Source organism: Kitasatospora sp. NPDC056076 (assembly GCF_042266305.1).
In the GTDB taxonomy this organism is placed as follows: Bacteria; Actinomycetota; Actinomycetes; order Streptomycetales; family Streptomycetaceae; genus Kitasatospora.
Genome location: NZ_JBHJWG010000010.1, coordinates 128,023 through 144,452, shown reverse-complemented (window position 1 = coordinate 144,452; position 16,430 = coordinate 128,023). Strand labels below are relative to the sequence as shown.

The following is a 16,430-nucleotide window of genomic DNA, read 5'->3' as shown; positions in this document are numbered from 1 at the left end:
CCTCTCACATCCGGAAGACGCCGTAGCCACGCGCGCCCTCGACCGGCGCGTTGTGGATCGCGGACAGACACAGGCCCAGCACCGTACGGGTGTCACGCGGGTCGATCACGCCGTCGTCGTACAGCCGGCCGGACAGGAAGACCGGCAGCGACTCCGCCTCGATCTGCTGCTCGACCATCGCCCGGATCGCCGCGTCCGCGTCCTCGTCGTACGGCTGCCCCTTCGCCGCCGCCGACTGGCGGGCCACGATCGAGAGCACCCCGGCGAGCTGCTGCGGGCCCATCACCGCGGACTTGGCGCTCGGCCAGGAGAACAGGAAGCGCGGCTCGTACGCCCGGCCGCACATGCCGTAGTGGCCCGCCCCGTAGGAGGCGCCGAGCAGCACCGACAGGTGCGGGACCTTGGAGTTCGAGACGGCGTTGATCATCATCGCGCCGTGCTTGATGATGCCGCCCTGCTCGTAGTCCCGGCCGACCATGTAGCCGGTGGTGTTGTGCAGGAACAGCAGCGGGGTGTTCCGCTGGTTCGCCAACTGGATGAACTGGGCGGCCTTCTGGGACTCCGCGCTGAACAGCACGCCCTGGGCGTTGGCCAGGATGCCGACCGGGTAGCCGTGCAGCCGGGCCCAGCCGGTGGCCAGGCTGGCGCCGTACAGCGGCTTGAACTCGTCGAAGTCGGAGCCGTCGACGATCCGGGCGATCACCTCGCGCGGGTCGAAGGGCACCTTGAGGTCCCCCGGGACGATGCCCAGCAGCTCCTCCTCGTCGTACGCCGGAGGCGCGGCGCAGCGGTCCGGGCCGGGGCCCGGCTTGCGGTGCTCCAGCCGGGCGACGATCCGGCGGGCGATCCGCAGCGCGTCCGCCTCGTCCACCGCGAAGTGGTCGGCCAGGCCGGAGCTGCGGGCGTGCATCTCGGCGCCGCCCAGCGACTCGTCGTCGGCCTCCTCGCCGGTCGCCATCTTCACCAGCGGCGGGCCGCCGAGGAACACCTTGGCGCGCTCCTTGACCAGCACGGTGTGGTCCGACATCCCCGGCACGTAGGCGCCGCCGGCCGTCGAATTGCCGAACACCACGGCCACGGTGGGGATCCCGGCCGCCGAGAGCCGGGTCAGGTCGCGGAACAGGGCGCCGCCCGGGATGAAGATCTCCTTCTGGCTGGGCAGGTCCGCCCCGCCCGACTCGACCAGGTTCACCACCGGGAGCCGGTTCTGCAGCGCGATCTCGTTGGCCCGCAGGGCCTTGCGCAGCGTCCACGGGTTGCTGGCGCCGCCGCGCACCGTCGGGTCGTTGGCGGTGATCACGCACTCCACGCCCTCGACCACCCCGATGCCGGTGACCAGCGCGGCGCCCACCGGGTGGTCGCTGCCCCAGGCCGCCAGCGGGGACAGCTCCAGGAACGGCGAGTCCTGGTCCACCAGCAGCTCGATCCGCTCCCGGGCCAGCAGCTTGCCCCGCTTGCGGTGGCGCTCCACGTACTTGGGGCCGCCGCCGGCCAGCGCCTTGGCGTGCTCGGCGTCCAGCTCGGCCAACTTGGCGGCCATCGCGGCACGGTGCTCCGCGTACTCGGGCTCGGCCGGGTCGACGCGGGTGGGCAGGACGGTCACAGCAGGGCCTCCGGGATGTCGAGGTGGCGCGAGCGCAGCCACTCGCCCAGGGCCTTCGCCTGCGGGTCGAAGCGGTGCTGGGCGGCGACGCCCTCGCCGAGCAGGCCGGTGAGGGTGAAGTTGACGGCCTTGAGGTTCGGCAGCAGGTGCCGGGTGACGGGCAGGTCGGCGGTCTCGGGGAGCAGTGCGCGCAGCCGGTCGACGGTGAGGGTGTGCGCCAGCCAGCGCCAGGCGTCCTCGGTGCGGGCCCAGACGCCCAGGTTGGCGTCGCCGCCCTTGTCGCCGCTGCGGGCGCCGAGCACCAGGCCGAGCGGGGCGCGACGGGTCGGGCCCGGCGGCAGGGGCTCGGGCAACTCGGCGTCGACGGAGGCGACGTGGCCGGTGACGGCGGCGACGTGGCCGGTGCCTGCGGCGGGCGGGACGGTGATCCGGCGGCCGTCCGGCAGCACCGCGGTGTGCTCGACCAGCTTCGCGTCCAGGTACGCGGCGGTGAACACCCCGTACGGGGCGCCCGGGCCGGGTGGGGCGGTGAGGTGGAAGCCCGGGTAGCCGGCGAGGCCCAACTCCACGGCGGACTTGCCGAGTTCGCGACCGACCTTGGCCGGATCCCGGTCCCGGGCGGTCAGTCGGAGCAGGGCGGACGCGGCCTCCTCGGTGTCGGCGTCCGGGTGGTCGGTGCGGGCGAGGGTCCAGCGCAGCTCGGCCGGGCGGACCTCGGGCGGCAGGGCGGCGGCCAACTGGCGTTGCACCAGGGCGGCCTTGGCCTCGATGTCCAGGCCGGTCAGGACGAAGACCACTTCGTTGCGGTGGCCGCCGAGCCGGTTCAGGCCGACCTTGAGGGTCGGCGGCGGGGCCTCGCCGCGCACGCCGTCGATCCGCACCCGGTCCGGGCCGTCCTCGGTGAGCCGCACGGAGTCCAGCCGGGCGGTCACGTCGGGGCCGAGGTAGTGCGCTCCGCCGGTCTCGTAAAGGAGTTGGGCGGTGACCGTGCCGATCGTGACGGCCCCGCCCGTCCCGGGGTGCTTGGTGATCACGCTGGAGCCGTCGGCGTGCAGTTCTGCCAACGGGAAGCCCGGGCGGTCCACGTCGTGCTCGCCGAAGAAGGCGTAGTTGCCGCCGGTCGCCTGTGCTCCGCACTCCAGCACGTGCCCGGCCAGCACCGCCCCGGCGAGGGCGTCCAGTTCGTCCGGGCCCCAGCCGAAGTGGGCGATCGCCGGCCCGGCCACCAGTGCGGCGTCCGTCACCCGCCCGGTCACCACCACGTCCGCCCCCTCCGCCAGGCAGGCGGCGACGCCGAACCCGCCGAGGTAGGCGTTGGCGGCCAACAGGTGCTCGGGCAGGCCGAGTTCCTCCCAGCGCGGGAGCAGGTCGTCGCCCTCGACGTGGGCGACGGCGGTCGGGACGCCCAGGCGCTGCGCCAGCTCCCGCAACCGCTCCGCGAGCCGGGCCGGGTTGAGGCCGCCCGCGTTCACCACGATCCGCACACCGCGGTCCCGGGCCAGGCCGAGGCACTCCTCCATCTGCCGCAGGAAGGTCCGGGCGTACCCGAGCGAGGGATCCCGCAGCCGGTCCCGCGCCAGGATCAGCATGGTCAACTCGGCGAGGTAGTCCCCGGTGAGCACGTCCAACGGCCCACCCGTGAGCATCTCCCGCACCGCCGCGAACCGGTCCCCGTAGAACCCCGAGGCATTGCCGACCCGCAGCACCGATCCTCCGCGCACCAAAGCGCCTCCCCTACCGGCCTGTTGGCGCCGCCCCGCACGAGCGGCGCCGCGCAGCAGCGTGGCACCGGCCGCAGAAAAAAGCAATCATGCCTGCTTGTTTTCCCGCCATCGGCTTCACCTCCGACCGGTCGCCGGGGCCCCGGGGTCAGTCCGCGGTGCCGAGGAGGTCCTGGGCCGCGTGGTGGAAGGCCTCCGTGGCGTGGGTGGCGCGGTCGCGGTGGTGGAGCAGGCCCCACCGGACCGGGGGTGCGCCGGTCAGCGGGCGGTAGGTGACGTCGGGGCGGGGGTGGTAGCGGCGGGCCTGGGCGCCGAGCGGGAAGGCGGCCCGGCCCGCGCCGACGAGGGTGAGGATCTCGTTCAGGGTGCCGCCCTCCGGGCCGGACGGGATCGGCCGCCCGGCCGGCGTCCGGGCCGGGGTGCGGTCGGCCCGGAAGGACTCCGGCACGGCGGCGGGCAGTCGGACGAGCGGGATCCCGGCCAGCTCCTCCGGTGTGACGGCGTCCTGCTGCGCGAGCGGGTGGCCGGCGGGCAGGGCGATCATCCGGGGCTCGCTCACCAGGACCGGGCCCGGCACCAGGTCGGGCTCGCGCAGCGGGTACTCCGCGAACACCAGGTCCACCTCGCCCGCCCGCAACAGGCGGATCCGGTCGACGAGTTCGGCCTCCCGGAGGGTCGCCTCCCAGCCCGGCAGCCGCTCCCGGAAGCGCTCCGCGACGCCGATGAGCAGCTGCCCCGCCGCGGGGCCCGCGAACGCCACCCGCAGCGTTCCGGTGCGGCCGTGCCCGGCGTCGGCGACCCGCCGGACGGCGGCGCCCACCGCCTCCCACGCGGGCCGCAGCTCCTGCGCCAGCTGGGCGCCGAGCGCGGTCGGCTCCACCCGGCGGCTCGTCCGGGCGAACAGCGGTGCGCCGACGCGGCGTTCCAGCTTCCGTACGGTCTGGCTGATCCGTGCGGTGGAGACGTGCAGCCGTTCGGCCGTCCGCCCGAAGTGCAGTTCCTCGGAGAGCGCCAGGAACGCCTCGATCTCGTGCCGCTCCAGCACCCTTGCCGCCTCTCCCCCACCACTTCGTTAAGCCTCGGTTCACGATCGTTGCACAGTCACCCGTTGATCGTCCGGCCGTTCCGGCGGGAGGGTGGACCCGTCACCGAACACCAGCCACCCGACCGGGAGTTCCACCGTGTACATCACCACCGACCGCGCCCTCACCGCACCCGCCGACGACCCGGCCGCCGTCGCCGCCGAGCTGCGTGACCGGACCGAGATCCTGGACGCCCTGCTCCGCTTCGGCCTCGGCCAGGACCTCCACGACCGCGAGCTCTTCGCCTCCTCCTTCACCCCGGACGCCGAACTGGACTTCCGCCCCGCGGCCGCCGCGTGGGGCGCCGAGCCGCCCCTGATGACCGGCCGGGACCACATCGTCACGACCGTCCTCGGCATGTTCGCCGGGCGGGTGACCACCACCCACCAGGTCACCAACCCCCGGATCACCGTGGACGGCGACCGCGCCGGGCTCACCGCCCTCGTCGAGGCCCAGCACCTGCTGACGGCCGCCCCGGCGACGCACGCGCTGTTGAAGAACCGCTACGACGTCGAGCTGCACCGGGACGGCGGGCGCTGGCTGATGCACCGGGTGCGGATCGACAACGTGTGGCTCACCGGTGAGCCCGAGGCGATCTTCGGCTGAACCGAGCGGCACCGGCGCACTCGCAACGGGCGGCTCTCCGGTGGCGCGGGATATTGGGTGGGGCTGCGGGGTGGCGGTGGATAGCCTCGGGGGTATGACCTGGCTTCCTGCTGATTTCGTCCATCCCGTCCACGTGCCGCTGCTCGACGGCGCGTACCACCTGCGGCCGATCCGGGAGGCGGACGCGCCGATGGACTATCCGGCGGTGATGGGCTCCCGGGAGCGGCTGTTCGGGATCTTCGGGCCGGCCTGGGGGTGGCCGGCGGCGACGATCACGGCCGAGGCGAACCGGATCGACCTCGCCCGGCACGAGCGGGAGATCGCCGCCCACCAGTCGTTCAACTACGTACTGCTGGACGCCGCGGAGACGGCCGTGCACGGGTGCGTGTACATCGACCCGCCGGAGCGGGCCGGGGCGGACGGCGAGGTCTCCTGGTGGGTGGTGGACGGCCTGGTCGGCAGCGAGGTGGAGCGGGCCTTCGACGCGCTGGTGCCGCGGTGGATCGCCGCCGAGTGGCCGTTCCGGCAGCCGCGGTTCCTGGGGCGCGACCTCAGCTGGGAGGAGTGGCTGACCCTGCCGGAGGCTCCGGGTGCCTGAGCGCGCACTGAGCTTCGGGACGGTCGCGGAGGCCTACGAGCGGTACCGGCCCGGGTATCCGGCGGAGCTCTTCGAGCTGGTCGCGGGGTACGCCGCGGAGCACGCGGGCGGACCGGTGCGGACGGCGCTGGAGATCGGGGCCGGAACGGGCAAGGCCACCCGGCTGTTCGCCGGGCACGGCGTCGCCGTGACCGCGACCGAGCCGGACGCCGCCATGCTCGCCGAGCTGCGCCGGCACACCCCGGGCAGCGTCCGGACGGTGCGCGCCGCGTTCGAGGAGCGGCCGCCGGACGGGCCGTACGACCTGGTGTACGCGGCGGCAGCACTGCACTGGACCAGCCCGGCGGGCCGCTGGCAGCGGGTGGCCGAACTGCTGTGCCCGGGCGGCGTGTTCGCCTGTTTCGGCGGGCCCGTCCAGTTGGCCGACCCCGAACTGGCGGAAGCCGTAAGGGTGGTGCGGGCGCCGTTCCTGGCGAGCGATGACGTGCCGTCCCCGGACGGCACGCCGCCGGAGCAGGAGCTGCAGTGGCCGGGCACCGATCTGCAGCACTCCGAGCGGTTCGACCAGGTGCAACAGCTCCTGCTGCCAAGGCGGTTGACGATCGGTCCGGAGGAGTACCTCGGCCACCTGTCGACGGTCTCGGCCTATCTGCTGCTGCCGGAGGACGCCCGGGCGGAGGTGTTCCGCCGGATCCTGGCGGTGCTGCCGGAGCGCGTCGGACTGGACGCGGACATCACCGTCCACCTCGCTCGGCGCCGCTGATTCGTGGCTTCTGCCAGTACGACGGCGCGTCGGGCTGCGCCAGACTTCCCAGCACAGCACTGGGCTGCGCACACGGGAGGACGACACGATGAGCGTGCAGCAGTACGACGGGATCGGCGAGGCGTTCGAGGGCTTCAAGGCCCTGCCGCTGACGCGGTTCGGGGAGGTGCCGAGCTTCCTCGCGATGGTCGGGGACGTCCGCGGCAAGGCCGTCCTCGACCTGGCGTGCGGAACGGGCTTCTACAGTCGCGAGGTCCGTCGGCGCGGCGCCGCGGAGGTGCTCGGGGTCGACATCTCCACCGAGATGATCGCCGCCGCCGAGTCGTTCGAGCAGCGCGACCCGCTGGGGGTGCGCTACGAGGTCGGCGATGTGGCCGAACTGCGCGAACTGGAGCGGCAGTTCGACGTGGTCCTGGCGGTGCAGTGCCTCAACTACGCGGAGGACCGCGCGTCGCTGGACCGGATGTGTCGCACCGTCCACCGCAGCCTGGTGCCGGGCGGGGAGCTCTTCGTCTTCGCCCAGAAGCCGGACTACGCCTTCGACTGTCTCACCCTGGAGCAGTACGGGTTCCGCTGCGAGCCGACCGGGGAGCACGTCGAGACCGGCCCGCGGGTACGGGTCACCGCGCTGCTCGACCCCCGGCCGATCAGCATCCTCGGGACCGTCCCGCGCCGCGAGGTCTACGAGGAGGCGCTGCGCGGGGCCGGGTTCTCCGATCTCGAGTGGGTGCCGCTGGGGATCTCCGAGGAGGGCCTGCGCGAGTACGGCGAGGAGTTCTGGGCGGACGTCCTCGCCCACCCGCCGCTGGAGATGCTGCGCTGCCGCGCCTGAGCGGCAAGCGCTGAGCACCGCACGCTGCGCGTGACCATCGACCCCGGGGGACGGCGACCACACCCGCCGCTCCCCGGGGTCGATCGGTTTCCCGGGGAGGCGATCAGTTTTCGAGAAGCGCCCGCCCGGGGGCCGCGCCTAGCGTTGCAGTCATGAACGACATCAGCATTCACTGGACCTTCCTCCCCCACACCGACCCCGAGGCCTCGCTCGCCTTCTACCGCGACCTGCTCGGCTTCGAGGTCCGCCAGGACGTCGGCGGCGGCCCGATGCGGTGGATCACCGTCGGGCCCGCCGGCCAGCCCGGCGTGTCGCTGGTGCTGGAGCCGCCGTTCGCGGACCCGGGCATCACCGAGGACGAGCGGCGTACCATCACCGAGATGATGGCCAAGGGGACGTACGCCCGGGTGGTGCTCGCCACCGCCGACCTGGACGGCGTGTTCGACCGGTTGAAGTCCGGCGGCGCCGAGCTCGTCCAGGAGCCGACCCTGCAGCCGTACGGCGTCCGCGACTGCGCCTTCCGCGACCCGGCGGGCAACATGGTCCGCTTCAACGAAGTGCGCTGACCCCGCCCGACGCCCCACCGAAGAGCCACCGAAGTACCGCCGAGAAGCCACCGAGACACGGAGCGAAGACCACGATGGCCGAGCCGCACGCCGCCGACAGCCACGACCTGATCCGCGTGCACGGGGCACGCGAGAACAACCTCAAGGACGTCAGCGTCGACATCCCCAAGCGCCGCCTGACGGTGTTCACCGGGGTGTCCGGCTCCGGCAAGAGCTCGCTGGTCTTCGACACCATCGCCGCCGAGTCGCAGCGGCTGATCAACGAGACCTACAGCGCCTTCGTCCAGGGCTTCATGCCGACCCTGGCCCGCCCCGAGGTGGACGTCCTGGAGGGCCTGACCACCGCGATCCTGGTCGACCAGCAGCGGATGGGCGCCGACCCGCGCTCCACCGTCGGCACCGCGACCGACGCCAACGCGATGCTGCGGATCCTGTTCAGCCGGCTGGGCACCCCGCACATCGGCTCCCCCAAGGCCTTCTCCTTCAACGTCCCGTCGATCAGCGGCGCCGGCGCGGTGACGGTGGAGCGCGGCGGCAGGACGGTCAAGGAGCGGCGCAGTTTCAGCATCACCGGCGGCATGTGCCCGCGCTGCGAGGGCCGGGGCAGCGTCACCGACATCGACCTCACCCAGCTGTACGACGACACCAAGTCGCTCGCCGAGGGCGCGATCCTGATCCCCGGCTGGAAGCCGGACAGCTGGTGGACGGTCGGGGTGTACGCCAACTCGGGCTTCCTGGACGCGGACAAGCCGATCCGCAGGTACACCAAGAAGGAGCTCCAGGACTTCCTCCACCGGGAACCCACCAAGGTCAAGGTCAACGGGGTCAACCTGACCTACGAGGGCCTGATCCCCAAGCTCCAGAAGTCCATGCTGTCCAAGGACAAGGAGGCGCTGCAGCCGCACATCCGGGCCTTCGTGGAGCGCGCCGTCACCTTCACCTCCTGCCCGGAGTGCGGGGGCACCCGGCTGAGCGAGGCCGCCCGGTCCTCGAAGATCGGCGGTGTCAGCATCGCCGACGCCTGCGCGATGCAGATCAGCGACCTCGCGGACTGGGCCCGGGCACTGGACGAGCCCTCGGTGGCGCCGCTGCTCGACGCGCTGCGGCAGGCGCTGGACGCCTTCGTGGAGATCGGCCTCGGCTACCTCTCGCTGGACCGCCCCTCCGGCACCCTGTCGGGCGGCGAGGCGCAGCGGGTGAAGATGATCCGCCACCTGGGCTCCTCGCTCACCGACACCACGTACGTCTTCGACGAGCCCACCACCGGGCTGCACCCGCACGACATCAGCCGGATGAACGACCTGCTGCTGCGGCTGCGGGACAAGGGCAACACGGTGCTGGTGGTGGAGCACAAGCCGCAGACCATCGCGATCGCCGACCACGTGGTGGACCTCGGTCCCGGGGCGGGCGCGGCAGGCGGCACGGTGTGCTTCGAGGGCAGCGTGGCCGGGCTGCGGAAGAGCGGCACCGTCACCGGCCGGCACCTGGCGGACCGGACGGCGCTGCGGGCGGAGGTGCGCAAGCCCACCGGCTCACTGGCGATCCGCGGCGCGGACAGCCACAACCTGCGGGACGTGGACGTGGACGTCCCGCTCGGGGTGCTGACCGTGGTCACCGGGGTGGCGGGCTCCGGGAAGAGTTCGCTGATCCACGGCTCGATCCCGCCGAGCGAGGGCGTGGTCTCGGTCGACCAGGGGGCGATCAAGGGCTCCCGGCGCAGCAACCCGGCGACGTACACCGGGCTGCTGGAGCCGATCCGCAAGGCCTTCGCCAAGGCGAACGGGGTGAAGCCGGCCCTGTTCAGCGCCAACTCGGAGGGCGCCTGCCCGACCTGCAACGGCGCCGGCGTGGTCTACACCGACCTGGCGATGATGGCCGGGGTGGCCACCACCTGCGAGGACTGCGAGGGCAAGCGCTACCAGGCCTCGGTGCTGGAGTACCGGCTGGGCGGCCGGGACATCAGCGAGGTGCTGGCGATGTCGGTGGGCGAGGCGGAGGCGTTCTTCGGCGACGGCGAGGCGAAGCTGCCGGCCGCGCACCGGATCCTGGAGCGGCTCGCCGACGTCGGCCTGGGCTACCTCAGCCTCGGGCAGCCGCTGACCACGCTGTCCGGCGGTGAGCGGCAGCGGTTGAAGCTGGCCACCCACATGGCGGACAAGGGCGGGGTCTACGTCCTGGACGAGCCGACCACCGGGCTGCACCTGGCGGACGTCGAGCAGCTCCTCGGCCTGCTGGACCGGCTGGTGGACTCCGGCAAGTCGGTGATCGTGATCGAGCACCACCTGGCGGTGATGGCGCACGCCGACTGGATCATCGACCTCGGGCCGGGCGCCGGGCACGACGGCGGCCGGGTGGTCTTCGAGGGCACCCCGGCCGAGCTGGTCGCGGCCCGCTCGACGCTGACCGGCGAGCACCTCGCGGAGTACGTGAAGTGAGACGTCCATGAAGTGAGACGCCCATGAGGTGAACCGCCGGGGCGCCCGCTACCCGAGCGGGAGGACCATCTCCAGGATCCGGGCCCGCTCGTCCAGCACGTACGGCGTCTCGCCGCCCGTGCAGGTGAAGCCGCGCCGCCGGTAGAAGGCGGCGGCGCGGTCGTTCGCCTCGTGGACGCCGAGCAGCATCCACTCGGCGCCGCCCTCCCGCGCCCAGGCGATCACCGCGTCCAGCAGGGCGTCGGCGACGCCGCGCTCGCGGCCGCGGTGCGCCGGGTCGACCCAGACGCCGATCAGGTCGACGGTCGCGGTCTTGCGGCTGGGGATCGAGAGCATGGTGGCGACCCACCGGTCGTCGCCGTCCACGGCGACCAGGCCGATCCGGCCTGGCTCGTTCAGCCAGTCCGTACGGGCCCGCCAGTTGCCCTCGCCCTGGAGCTGCGCGTACGCGTGGGTCTCGCCGAACGCCAGCGGGGTGTCGAGGAGCTGGGCCAGCCGGATGGTGCGCAGCCGCTCCCAGTCGTCGCGGCCGATCCGTTCGATCCGGTACTGCACGTCGTCCCCTGTCGGCGAAAAGCCTCCGCCGTCGGCGGTCGCCGACGACGGAGGCAGGATAACCGCAGCTCAGGTCACGGCTTGAGGCGGACCACCTGCGGGTCGTGGTCGCTGGCCTGCTGGGCGAACTCGGCGTTGATGTGCACCACGTCGTACTTGGCGTAGCCGAGCTCGGGGCTGACCAGGACGTGGTCGAGCACCTGGGAGTTGCCCTGGTAGACGTAGGAGTACTGCTCGGTCTCCGGCAGCTCGTTCACCAGGTCGCGCAGCACGCCGCCCTTGGTGAGCGCGGCCAGCGCGGGCGAGAACTGGTAGTCGTTGAAGTCGCCGAGCGAGACGATCCTGGCCTGCTTGTCGGCGGCCAGCAGCCCGGCGACGAAGGCCTGCTCGACGGTGGCCTGCTTGACCCGCTGCACCTCGGAGCTGCGGGTCGGGGCCTGGAAGCGGCTGTCGATGCCCTGGTCGCCGCCCTTGCTGTTGAAGTGGTTGGCGATCACGAAGACCTTCTGGCCGCGGAACGCGAACTGGCCGACCAGCGGCTTGCGGCTGTTGGTCCAGGCGTCGTCGGTGGGCGCGATCCGGCCGGGCGAGGCGGTGAGCGCGGTGGCGGCGCCGCTGCCGGTGACGCCGACGGCGGTGGTGGCGCTGCCGCCGGGGATGTCGGTGAAGGAGACCCGCTGGGGGTTGAACAGGAAGACCTGGCGGATGTTGCCGCCGGGCTCGCCGCCGTCCTTGCCGTCCTGGGGGTCGACCGAGCGCCAGTCGTAGGCGGGGCCGCCGGCCGCCTTGATCGCGGCGAGGAACTTGGCGACGGTCTGGCTCGCGTCGACGGTGCCGTCGCTCTTGGCGCCGTTGTTGTCCTGGATCTCCTCCAGGGCGACGATGTCGGGCGAGCGCAGGTTGGTGACGACGCCCTGGGCCAGCTCGGCGAACTTGGCGTCCGGGTTGGTGGCGGCCAGGTTCTCCACGTTGTAGGTGGCGACGGTGAGTTCGCGCTCGCTCGCCTGCGGGGTGACCTCGCGCTGGAGGTGGTTGTCCTTGAGGGTGCCGAGGGTGCCGGCCACCAGGGTGTAGCCGCCGAAGGAGTTGTAGTCCAGCGGGCCGGTGGTGGTGCCGGTCAGCTCGTCGCCGACGTTGGCGACCGGGAAGGGCTGCTGGGTGACGGCGGCCTGCTGCTGCACCATCAGGCGGCCGACGTTGGGCTCGCGGTAGGACTCGTAGAGCACGCCGCCGCGCTTGCTGCGCTGGTCCTGGCGGTCGGCGGCGACCCAGAGCTCGTTGTACTTGTCGGTCGCCTGTATCACCCGGACGTCCTTGACCTGGACGAGCATGCCCTCCAGCGACTCGTAGAAGTCCAGGGCGTACTTCTCCGGGTCGAGCCGCCCGGCGTCGATGCTGCCGTCGGGCCCGGCCGGCGGGGCGTAGGTGCCGGGGATGTTGCGGGTGTCCACCACCACGGGGGCGGGCAGCGGGTTGCCGGCCGAGAGCACCGTGACGGCGGGGCCGGTGAGCTCGGTGACGGACTGCGAGCCGCCCGAGGAGTTCGGGTAGTACTCGGTGACCTTTCCGCTGACCAGCACCGAGTCGCCGACCTTCACGGTCGGGTTTCCGCCGGTGAAGACGAAGATGCCCTCGCTGGTGGCCGGGTCGGCGTCCGGGTTCGGGTCCTGCAGCCAGAATCCCTTGGAACTGCCGTACGCGCGCACACCGGTGACGATCCCGGGCACGCCGGTGACCGGCTTTCCGGCCTGCGGGGAGACCCGGGTGGTGCCCTGGATGTCGTGGATCCGCAGCGGCCCGGCCTCGGTGGGCGCGGGCGGGGCGGCGGCCGCACCGGCGGCGACGGCGGACGGCAGCGGGACGAGCACCAGCGAGACGGCGAGTGCGGCCGGGGCGACGGCGGCGCGCAACAGGGCGGCTCTGCGGGGGCGGGGGGCGGAGGCGGTGGTCACCGGGGCATGGCTCCTAGCTCGGGCAGCGGACGCTACTCGCGTAGAAGGAAGGTCGGGAGAGAGCGGGGGACGGCTCCCGTTCCCCCGCGGCGCCCTCAAGATACGCGCGTAGAAAATGCCCCGACAAGACCTCGTCAATGAACTGTCGGTTCCGGCCCGGTGACGTGCGGAAGCGTCGATCCGGCTCTTTCCCAGGCTCCTTCCAGCAGCCGCCCAGCAATTCCCCAGCTTGACCGTGCCTTTGCCCGGCTTTACCCGATCCGTTCCACGATCAGCTCGCACAACTCGTGGGTGCGCAGCGCGTCGTGGGCGTCCAGGGTCTTCCCGGCCCGGACGGCGTCCAGGAAGCCCAGCACGCACTGCTCGATCCCGCGCTGACGGGCCACCGGCACCCAGTCGCCGCGCCGCCGGACGGTGGGCTGGCCCCGGTGGTCGATGACCTCGGCGAGGTTGCGCACCTCGCGCTTGGAGTCGCCGCCGGAGACCTCCAGCACCTCCTCGGTCGAGCCGGAGACCCGGTTCATGATGCCGAGTGCGGTGAAGCCCTCCCCGCCGAGCGTCAGCACCACGTGCTCCACCAGGCCCTCGCGGTCCTTGCGGGCCCGGACGTCCACCTGCTCGATCTCGCCGGGGACCAGGAAGCGGAGAAGATCGACAAGGTGAATGAAATCGTCGAAAACCAGCGAGCGAGCCTCTTCGGCAAGACCCTCTCGGTTCTTCTGGAACACGATGAGGTCGCGGGGACGCTCCCTGGCCTGCACGTACGCGGGGGCGTACCGGCGGTTGAAGCCGACCATCAGCGAGCGGCCCAGCCTCTCGGCCAGGTCGGTCAGGCGACGGGCTCCGTCCACGTGATAGTCGAGCGGCTTGTCCACGTAGACGTCGACACCCGCTGTGAGCAGTTGCTCCACGATGGGGACATGCTGGTCCGTGGCGGCGTGCACGAAGGCGGCTCGGATGCCGCTGCCGATGAGTTCGCCAAGATCGGTGAAGCGAGCCGCCGGGTCGATCCGGTAGGCGTCTCCGAGACCGTCGAGCTTCGCACGGTTACGGGTCATCAGCCGAAGGTCAAGACCGGGCAGAGCTCCGAGGACCGGCAGATATGCCTTCTGCGCGATGTCGCCGAGGCCGATCACCCCGACCGGTAGCAGGGCGGCGGAGGCCGGTGTCTGACTCATGGGATCTCCCGTGGTGTGTGGACGATCATCGGCACACCCACCCTACGTGCCGAGCTCCGATCGACAGGACCATCGCCCCCTCCGCCCCCCGGGGACCGAGGTCCTACCGCAGGAACGGCGAAGCCCCGCCCGTGCGCCCTGGGGGATCGACGCACGGGCGGGGTGTCGGCCCGTCAGCCCTGCCGCGGCACCGGGTTGGCCGGGGAGTCGAGCCACGCCGTGTGGCCCTCGGCGGTGACCGTCAGGCCGAAGCGCTCGAAGCCGGGACGGCCCCGCCCGTCCCACCAGCGGTACGCGGCTTCCACCTCGTCCCACAGCTTGCGCGGACCGGACTGGTACACCTCGTACTCGGTGCGGCCCTTCTCGTAGTCGGCGGACGCCCACGACTGCTTGTCCCGGCTGTACTGCCACAGCGTGTACGCGCCGTTCTCCATGCGCTCGGCCCGCCAGAACGCGCGCGGGACCCCGAGCCCGATGACGAACAGTTGGAACCAGTCGCCGGTGTCCCTCGGGGACAGCGTGGTCATGCTCTTCACGCCGTCCGCCGGCCACTCGACCCCGTGAAGGTACTCCTCGAACAACGGCCTTTCGGTGCGCTGTTGGCGAAGCCTCATGAAGGCCGACCCTCCGACGAAGTTCCCGCGGGCCTCCGTCCTGTCCTCGTTCACGACCAGGCGGACGATCTGCTCGCCGCCGTACTCGGTGCCGAAGGGGGCGACGATCACCCCGCCCGGGGCCGACTGCTCCAGCCACGCCGGAGGGATCTCCACCACGGAGCAGGTGGCGATGATCCGGGTGTAGTGCCCGCCCCCTGCCCACCCGTCCCGGCCATCGCCGACGATCACGGTCGGCGAGAGCCCGGCCCGGTGCAGGTTCTCCTGGGCCCCCTTCGCCACCTCGGGGTCGACCTCCACCGTGACCACATGGGAACTCCCCAGGCGGTCCGCGAGAAGCCCGGCGTTCCAGCCGGTGCCGGTGCCGATCTCCAGCACCCTGTCCCCCGGCTGCACGTCCAGGTCCCGGAGCATCGAGACCACCATCGTGGGCATGGAGTTGGACGAACTCGGGGTCGTCCCGAGCCCGTCACCCTCGTGCTCGCCGTCGTCCCACTGGGTAGTGAGCGGGATGTCCGAGTAGACCGCCCGCTCCCACACCTCCGGGTCCTTGGAGCGGTCCACGAGGGCGTTCTGCTTCGTGCCGTCGGAGATGCCCGGCCAGATGCGGTCCGGGACGAACAACTCGCGCTTTACGGCGGTGAAGGAGGGAAGCCAGTCCGATGAAAGTGCGCCGCTGGCCACCAGCGCGGAGGCGAGCCCCTGAGGGCCCGCCTCCTTGTGCGTCTCGCTCACTGACTACTTACCGCCCGCCGGGTTCTGGCCGTCGGAGGTGTTGCCCCCCTCGTCCGAGCCGCCCCCGCCGTGGCCGGAGCCCTTGTTGCTGTCGTCCTGCTGCTTGCCGCCCTTGCCGTCGCCCGAGCCGCTTCCGCGCTTGCCCATGTCAGTACCTCCGTCATGCTGGTTGAGCCCGGCCTGCTTGCCCCGGGGCGGGTGATGCGCCGTTCCTGAGTTCCTTCCGCCCTGGGGGTTCGCCTCCGGCTCCTCGGATCTGCTGGTCCGTCAGCAGGAAGGTACGGAGTGACCGGAGCCCGTCGCCATGAAGTTCTACGGGATTCCACGCGAGTTGGTGCAGGTCAACCGAGCAGCCCAGCCGCCGCGCCGATCAGCTCCTGCGCAGCTGGGCCGTAGACGGCCAGGTCGGACAACTCGGCGAAGGTCTCGGCGTACATCGCGACCTCCGAGGGCTGTGTGATCGTCAGGTAGCCGGAGATGAGCTCCACGTTCACCTGGGCGGTATCGAAGATCCAGAACCCCTCAGCCGGCCACCGCACCCGATCCGGTCGCATCGGCACGATTCCCATGCTGACATTGGGAAGTGACCCCACGGTCGCCAGGTGGTGGAGCTGGCCGCGCATCACGGCGGCACCGCCGATGCCGGACCGGAGCACCGACTCCTCCACCAGGAACGCGAACCGGCGGCCTCCCTCGCGGACGACCCGCTGGCGCTCCATGCGGGAGGCCACGGCAGCGGCTACGTCGTCCACCAGACCGCGGCGCTGCTGGATGGCTCGGAGAGCTGCCTCCGTGTACCCAGGTGTCTGGATCAGCCCGGGGATCAGCCACGACGAGTACGACCGGAACCGGTGCGTGCGCTCGTACAGCGGACGGCGGGCCTCCTGGGCTTGCTTGAGCCCGGCCCGCTCCATCCGACGCCACTCCACGAACATGCCCGCCACGGCTCGAAGCTTGGCAACCAGGTCAGCCGCTCGCTCGGGCACACCGCACGCCTCGCACCAGGCCCGGATGTCGTCCTCGGACGGCGGGGTGCGGGCGTTCAACAAGCGGCTGACCTTGGACGGGTACCAGCCGCAGGCGGCGGCCAGGTCGCGCCCGCTGAGCCCGGCGTCCCGCTGTATCTCGCGGAGCTGGTCCGCAAGACCTTGGCGGGCACGCTGGACACTCGAGGATGCCGAATCAGCCAT

At 72.1% G+C, this 16,430-nt stretch carries 15 protein-coding genes; 6 read left to right on the top strand and 9 right to left on the bottom strand.

The window, feature by feature from the left end; all coding sequences use genetic code 11:
• Nucleotides 1–4 precede the first annotated feature (4 nt).
• The 3 genes from ACFC1T_RS11280 to ACFC1T_RS11270 form a co-directional block, all read right to left on the bottom strand.
• The gene (locus tag ACFC1T_RS11280) at nucleotides 5–1,603 is read right to left on the bottom strand and encodes an acyl-CoA carboxylase subunit beta (protein WP_375886534.1); all 1,599 of its coding nucleotides are present in this window, start codon (nucleotides 1,601–1,603) and stop codon (nucleotides 5–7) included.
• A complete protein-coding gene (locus ACFC1T_RS11275; RefSeq protein WP_375886638.1) occupies nucleotides 1,600–3,249 on the bottom strand; it encodes an acyclic terpene utilization AtuA family protein in 1,650 nt (549 codons plus the stop codon). The genes ACFC1T_RS11280 and ACFC1T_RS11275 overlap by 4 nt, the downstream gene beginning before the upstream one ends.
• Before the next feature lie 223 nt (nucleotides 3,250–3,472).
• Nucleotides 3,473–4,369: a LysR family transcriptional regulator gene (locus ACFC1T_RS11270; protein WP_375886531.1), complete on the bottom strand. Its 897-nt coding sequence runs from the start codon at nucleotides 4,367–4,369 to the stop codon at nucleotides 3,473–3,475.
• 136 nt (nucleotides 4,370–4,505) lie between these two features.
• Here ACFC1T_RS11270 and ACFC1T_RS11265 point away from each other — a divergent pair, with 136 nt between their 5' ends.
• From ACFC1T_RS11265 to ACFC1T_RS11240, 6 genes are all read left to right on the top strand, one after another.
• On the top strand, nucleotides 4,506–5,012 hold the full coding sequence (locus ACFC1T_RS11265; RefSeq protein WP_375886528.1) for a nuclear transport factor 2 family protein: 507 nt from the start codon (nucleotides 4,506–4,508) through the stop codon (nucleotides 5,010–5,012).
• A 94-nt stretch (nucleotides 5,013–5,106) separates the two neighbouring features.
• Entirely contained in the window at nucleotides 5,107–5,610 is a 504-nt protein-coding gene (locus ACFC1T_RS11260) for an N-acetyltransferase (protein WP_375886526.1), read from the top strand.
• Complete coding sequence (locus ACFC1T_RS11255; protein ID WP_375886524.1) at nucleotides 5,603–6,373, top strand: class I SAM-dependent methyltransferase; 771 nt, start codon at nucleotides 5,603–5,605, stop codon at nucleotides 6,371–6,373. Before ACFC1T_RS11260 ends, ACFC1T_RS11255 begins: the two co-directional genes overlap by 8 nt.
• Nucleotides 6,374–6,461: 88 nt before the next feature.
• Nucleotides 6,462–7,205 carry a class I SAM-dependent methyltransferase gene (locus ACFC1T_RS11250; RefSeq protein ID WP_375886522.1) on the top strand — a complete coding sequence of 248 codons (744 nt, stop codon included), beginning with the start codon at nucleotides 6,462–6,464 and terminating at the stop codon, nucleotides 7,203–7,205.
• A gap of 152 nt (nucleotides 7,206–7,357) precedes the next feature.
• Nucleotides 7,358–7,771 carry a VOC family protein gene (locus ACFC1T_RS11245; protein ID WP_350503315.1) on the top strand — a complete coding sequence of 138 codons (414 nt, stop codon included), beginning with the start codon at nucleotides 7,358–7,360 and terminating at the stop codon, nucleotides 7,769–7,771.
• 74 nt (nucleotides 7,772–7,845) lie between these two features.
• Entirely contained in the window at nucleotides 7,846–10,206 is a 2,361-nt protein-coding gene (locus ACFC1T_RS11240; RefSeq protein WP_375886521.1) for an ATP-binding cassette domain-containing protein, read from the top strand.
• Nucleotides 10,207–10,254: 48 nt separating this feature from the next.
• Here ACFC1T_RS11240 and ACFC1T_RS11235 read toward each other — a convergent pair whose 3' ends face one another.
• The 6 genes from ACFC1T_RS11235 to ACFC1T_RS11210 form a co-directional block, all read right to left on the bottom strand.
• Complete coding sequence (locus ACFC1T_RS11235; RefSeq protein WP_375886519.1) at nucleotides 10,255–10,761, bottom strand: GNAT family N-acetyltransferase; 507 nt, start codon at nucleotides 10,759–10,761, stop codon at nucleotides 10,255–10,257.
• Nucleotides 10,762–10,835: 74 nt separating this feature from the next.
• Nucleotides 10,836–12,671, bottom strand: coding sequence for an endonuclease/exonuclease/phosphatase family protein (locus tag ACFC1T_RS11230; protein ID WP_375886635.1), 1,836 nt, complete (start codon nucleotides 12,669–12,671; stop codon nucleotides 10,836–10,838).
• Between the two features lie 293 nt (nucleotides 12,672–12,964).
• Nucleotides 12,965–13,891 (bottom strand): Gfo/Idh/MocA family protein, encoded by a 927-nt coding sequence (locus ACFC1T_RS11225; protein ID WP_375886517.1) that lies wholly within the window; start codon nucleotides 13,889–13,891, stop codon nucleotides 12,965–12,967.
• 173 nt (nucleotides 13,892–14,064) lie between these two features.
• Nucleotides 14,065–15,240, bottom strand: a complete 1,176-nt coding sequence (locus tag ACFC1T_RS11220; RefSeq protein WP_375886515.1) for a methyltransferase domain-containing protein — start codon at nucleotides 15,238–15,240, stop codon at nucleotides 14,065–14,067.
• A gap of 3 nt (nucleotides 15,241–15,243) precedes the next feature.
• Nucleotides 15,244–15,387, bottom strand: coding sequence for a hypothetical protein (locus ACFC1T_RS11215; protein ID WP_375886513.1), 144 nt, complete (start codon nucleotides 15,385–15,387; stop codon nucleotides 15,244–15,246).
• A 194-nt stretch (nucleotides 15,388–15,581) separates the two neighbouring features.
• Entirely contained in the window at nucleotides 15,582–16,430 is an 849-nt protein-coding gene (locus tag ACFC1T_RS11210; RefSeq protein ID WP_375886512.1) for a helix-turn-helix domain-containing protein, read from the bottom strand.

Excerpts from the sequence above, each read along its gene's own strand:
- ACFC1T_RS11275 (WP_375886638.1), bottom strand. The coding sequence starts at position 3,249 with ATGCTCACGGGTGGGCCGTTGGACGTGCTCACCGGGGACTACCTCGCC.
- ACFC1T_RS11260 (WP_375886526.1), top strand. The coding sequence starts at position 5,107 with ATGACCTGGCTTCCTGCTGATTTCGTCCATCCCGTCCACGTGCCGCTG.
- ACFC1T_RS11250 (WP_375886522.1), top strand. The coding sequence starts at position 6,462 with ATGAGCGTGCAGCAGTACGACGGGATCGGCGAGGCGTTCGAGGGCTTC.
- ACFC1T_RS11245 (WP_350503315.1), top strand. The coding sequence starts at position 7,358 with ATGAACGACATCAGCATTCACTGGACCTTCCTCCCCCACACCGACCCC.
- ACFC1T_RS11240 (WP_375886521.1), top strand. The coding sequence starts at position 7,846 with ATGGCCGAGCCGCACGCCGCCGACAGCCACGACCTGATCCGCGTGCAC.
- ACFC1T_RS11225 (WP_375886517.1), bottom strand. The coding sequence starts at position 13,891 with ATGAGTCAGACACCGGCCTCCGCCGCCCTGCTACCGGTCGGGGTGATC.
- ACFC1T_RS11215 (WP_375886513.1), bottom strand. The coding sequence starts at position 15,387 with ATGGGCAAGCGCGGAAGCGGCTCGGGCGACGGCAAGGGCGGCAAGCAG.
- ACFC1T_RS11210 (WP_375886512.1), bottom strand. The coding sequence starts at position 16,430 with ATGGCTGATTCGGCATCCTCGAGTGTCCAGCGTGCCCGCCAAGGTCTT.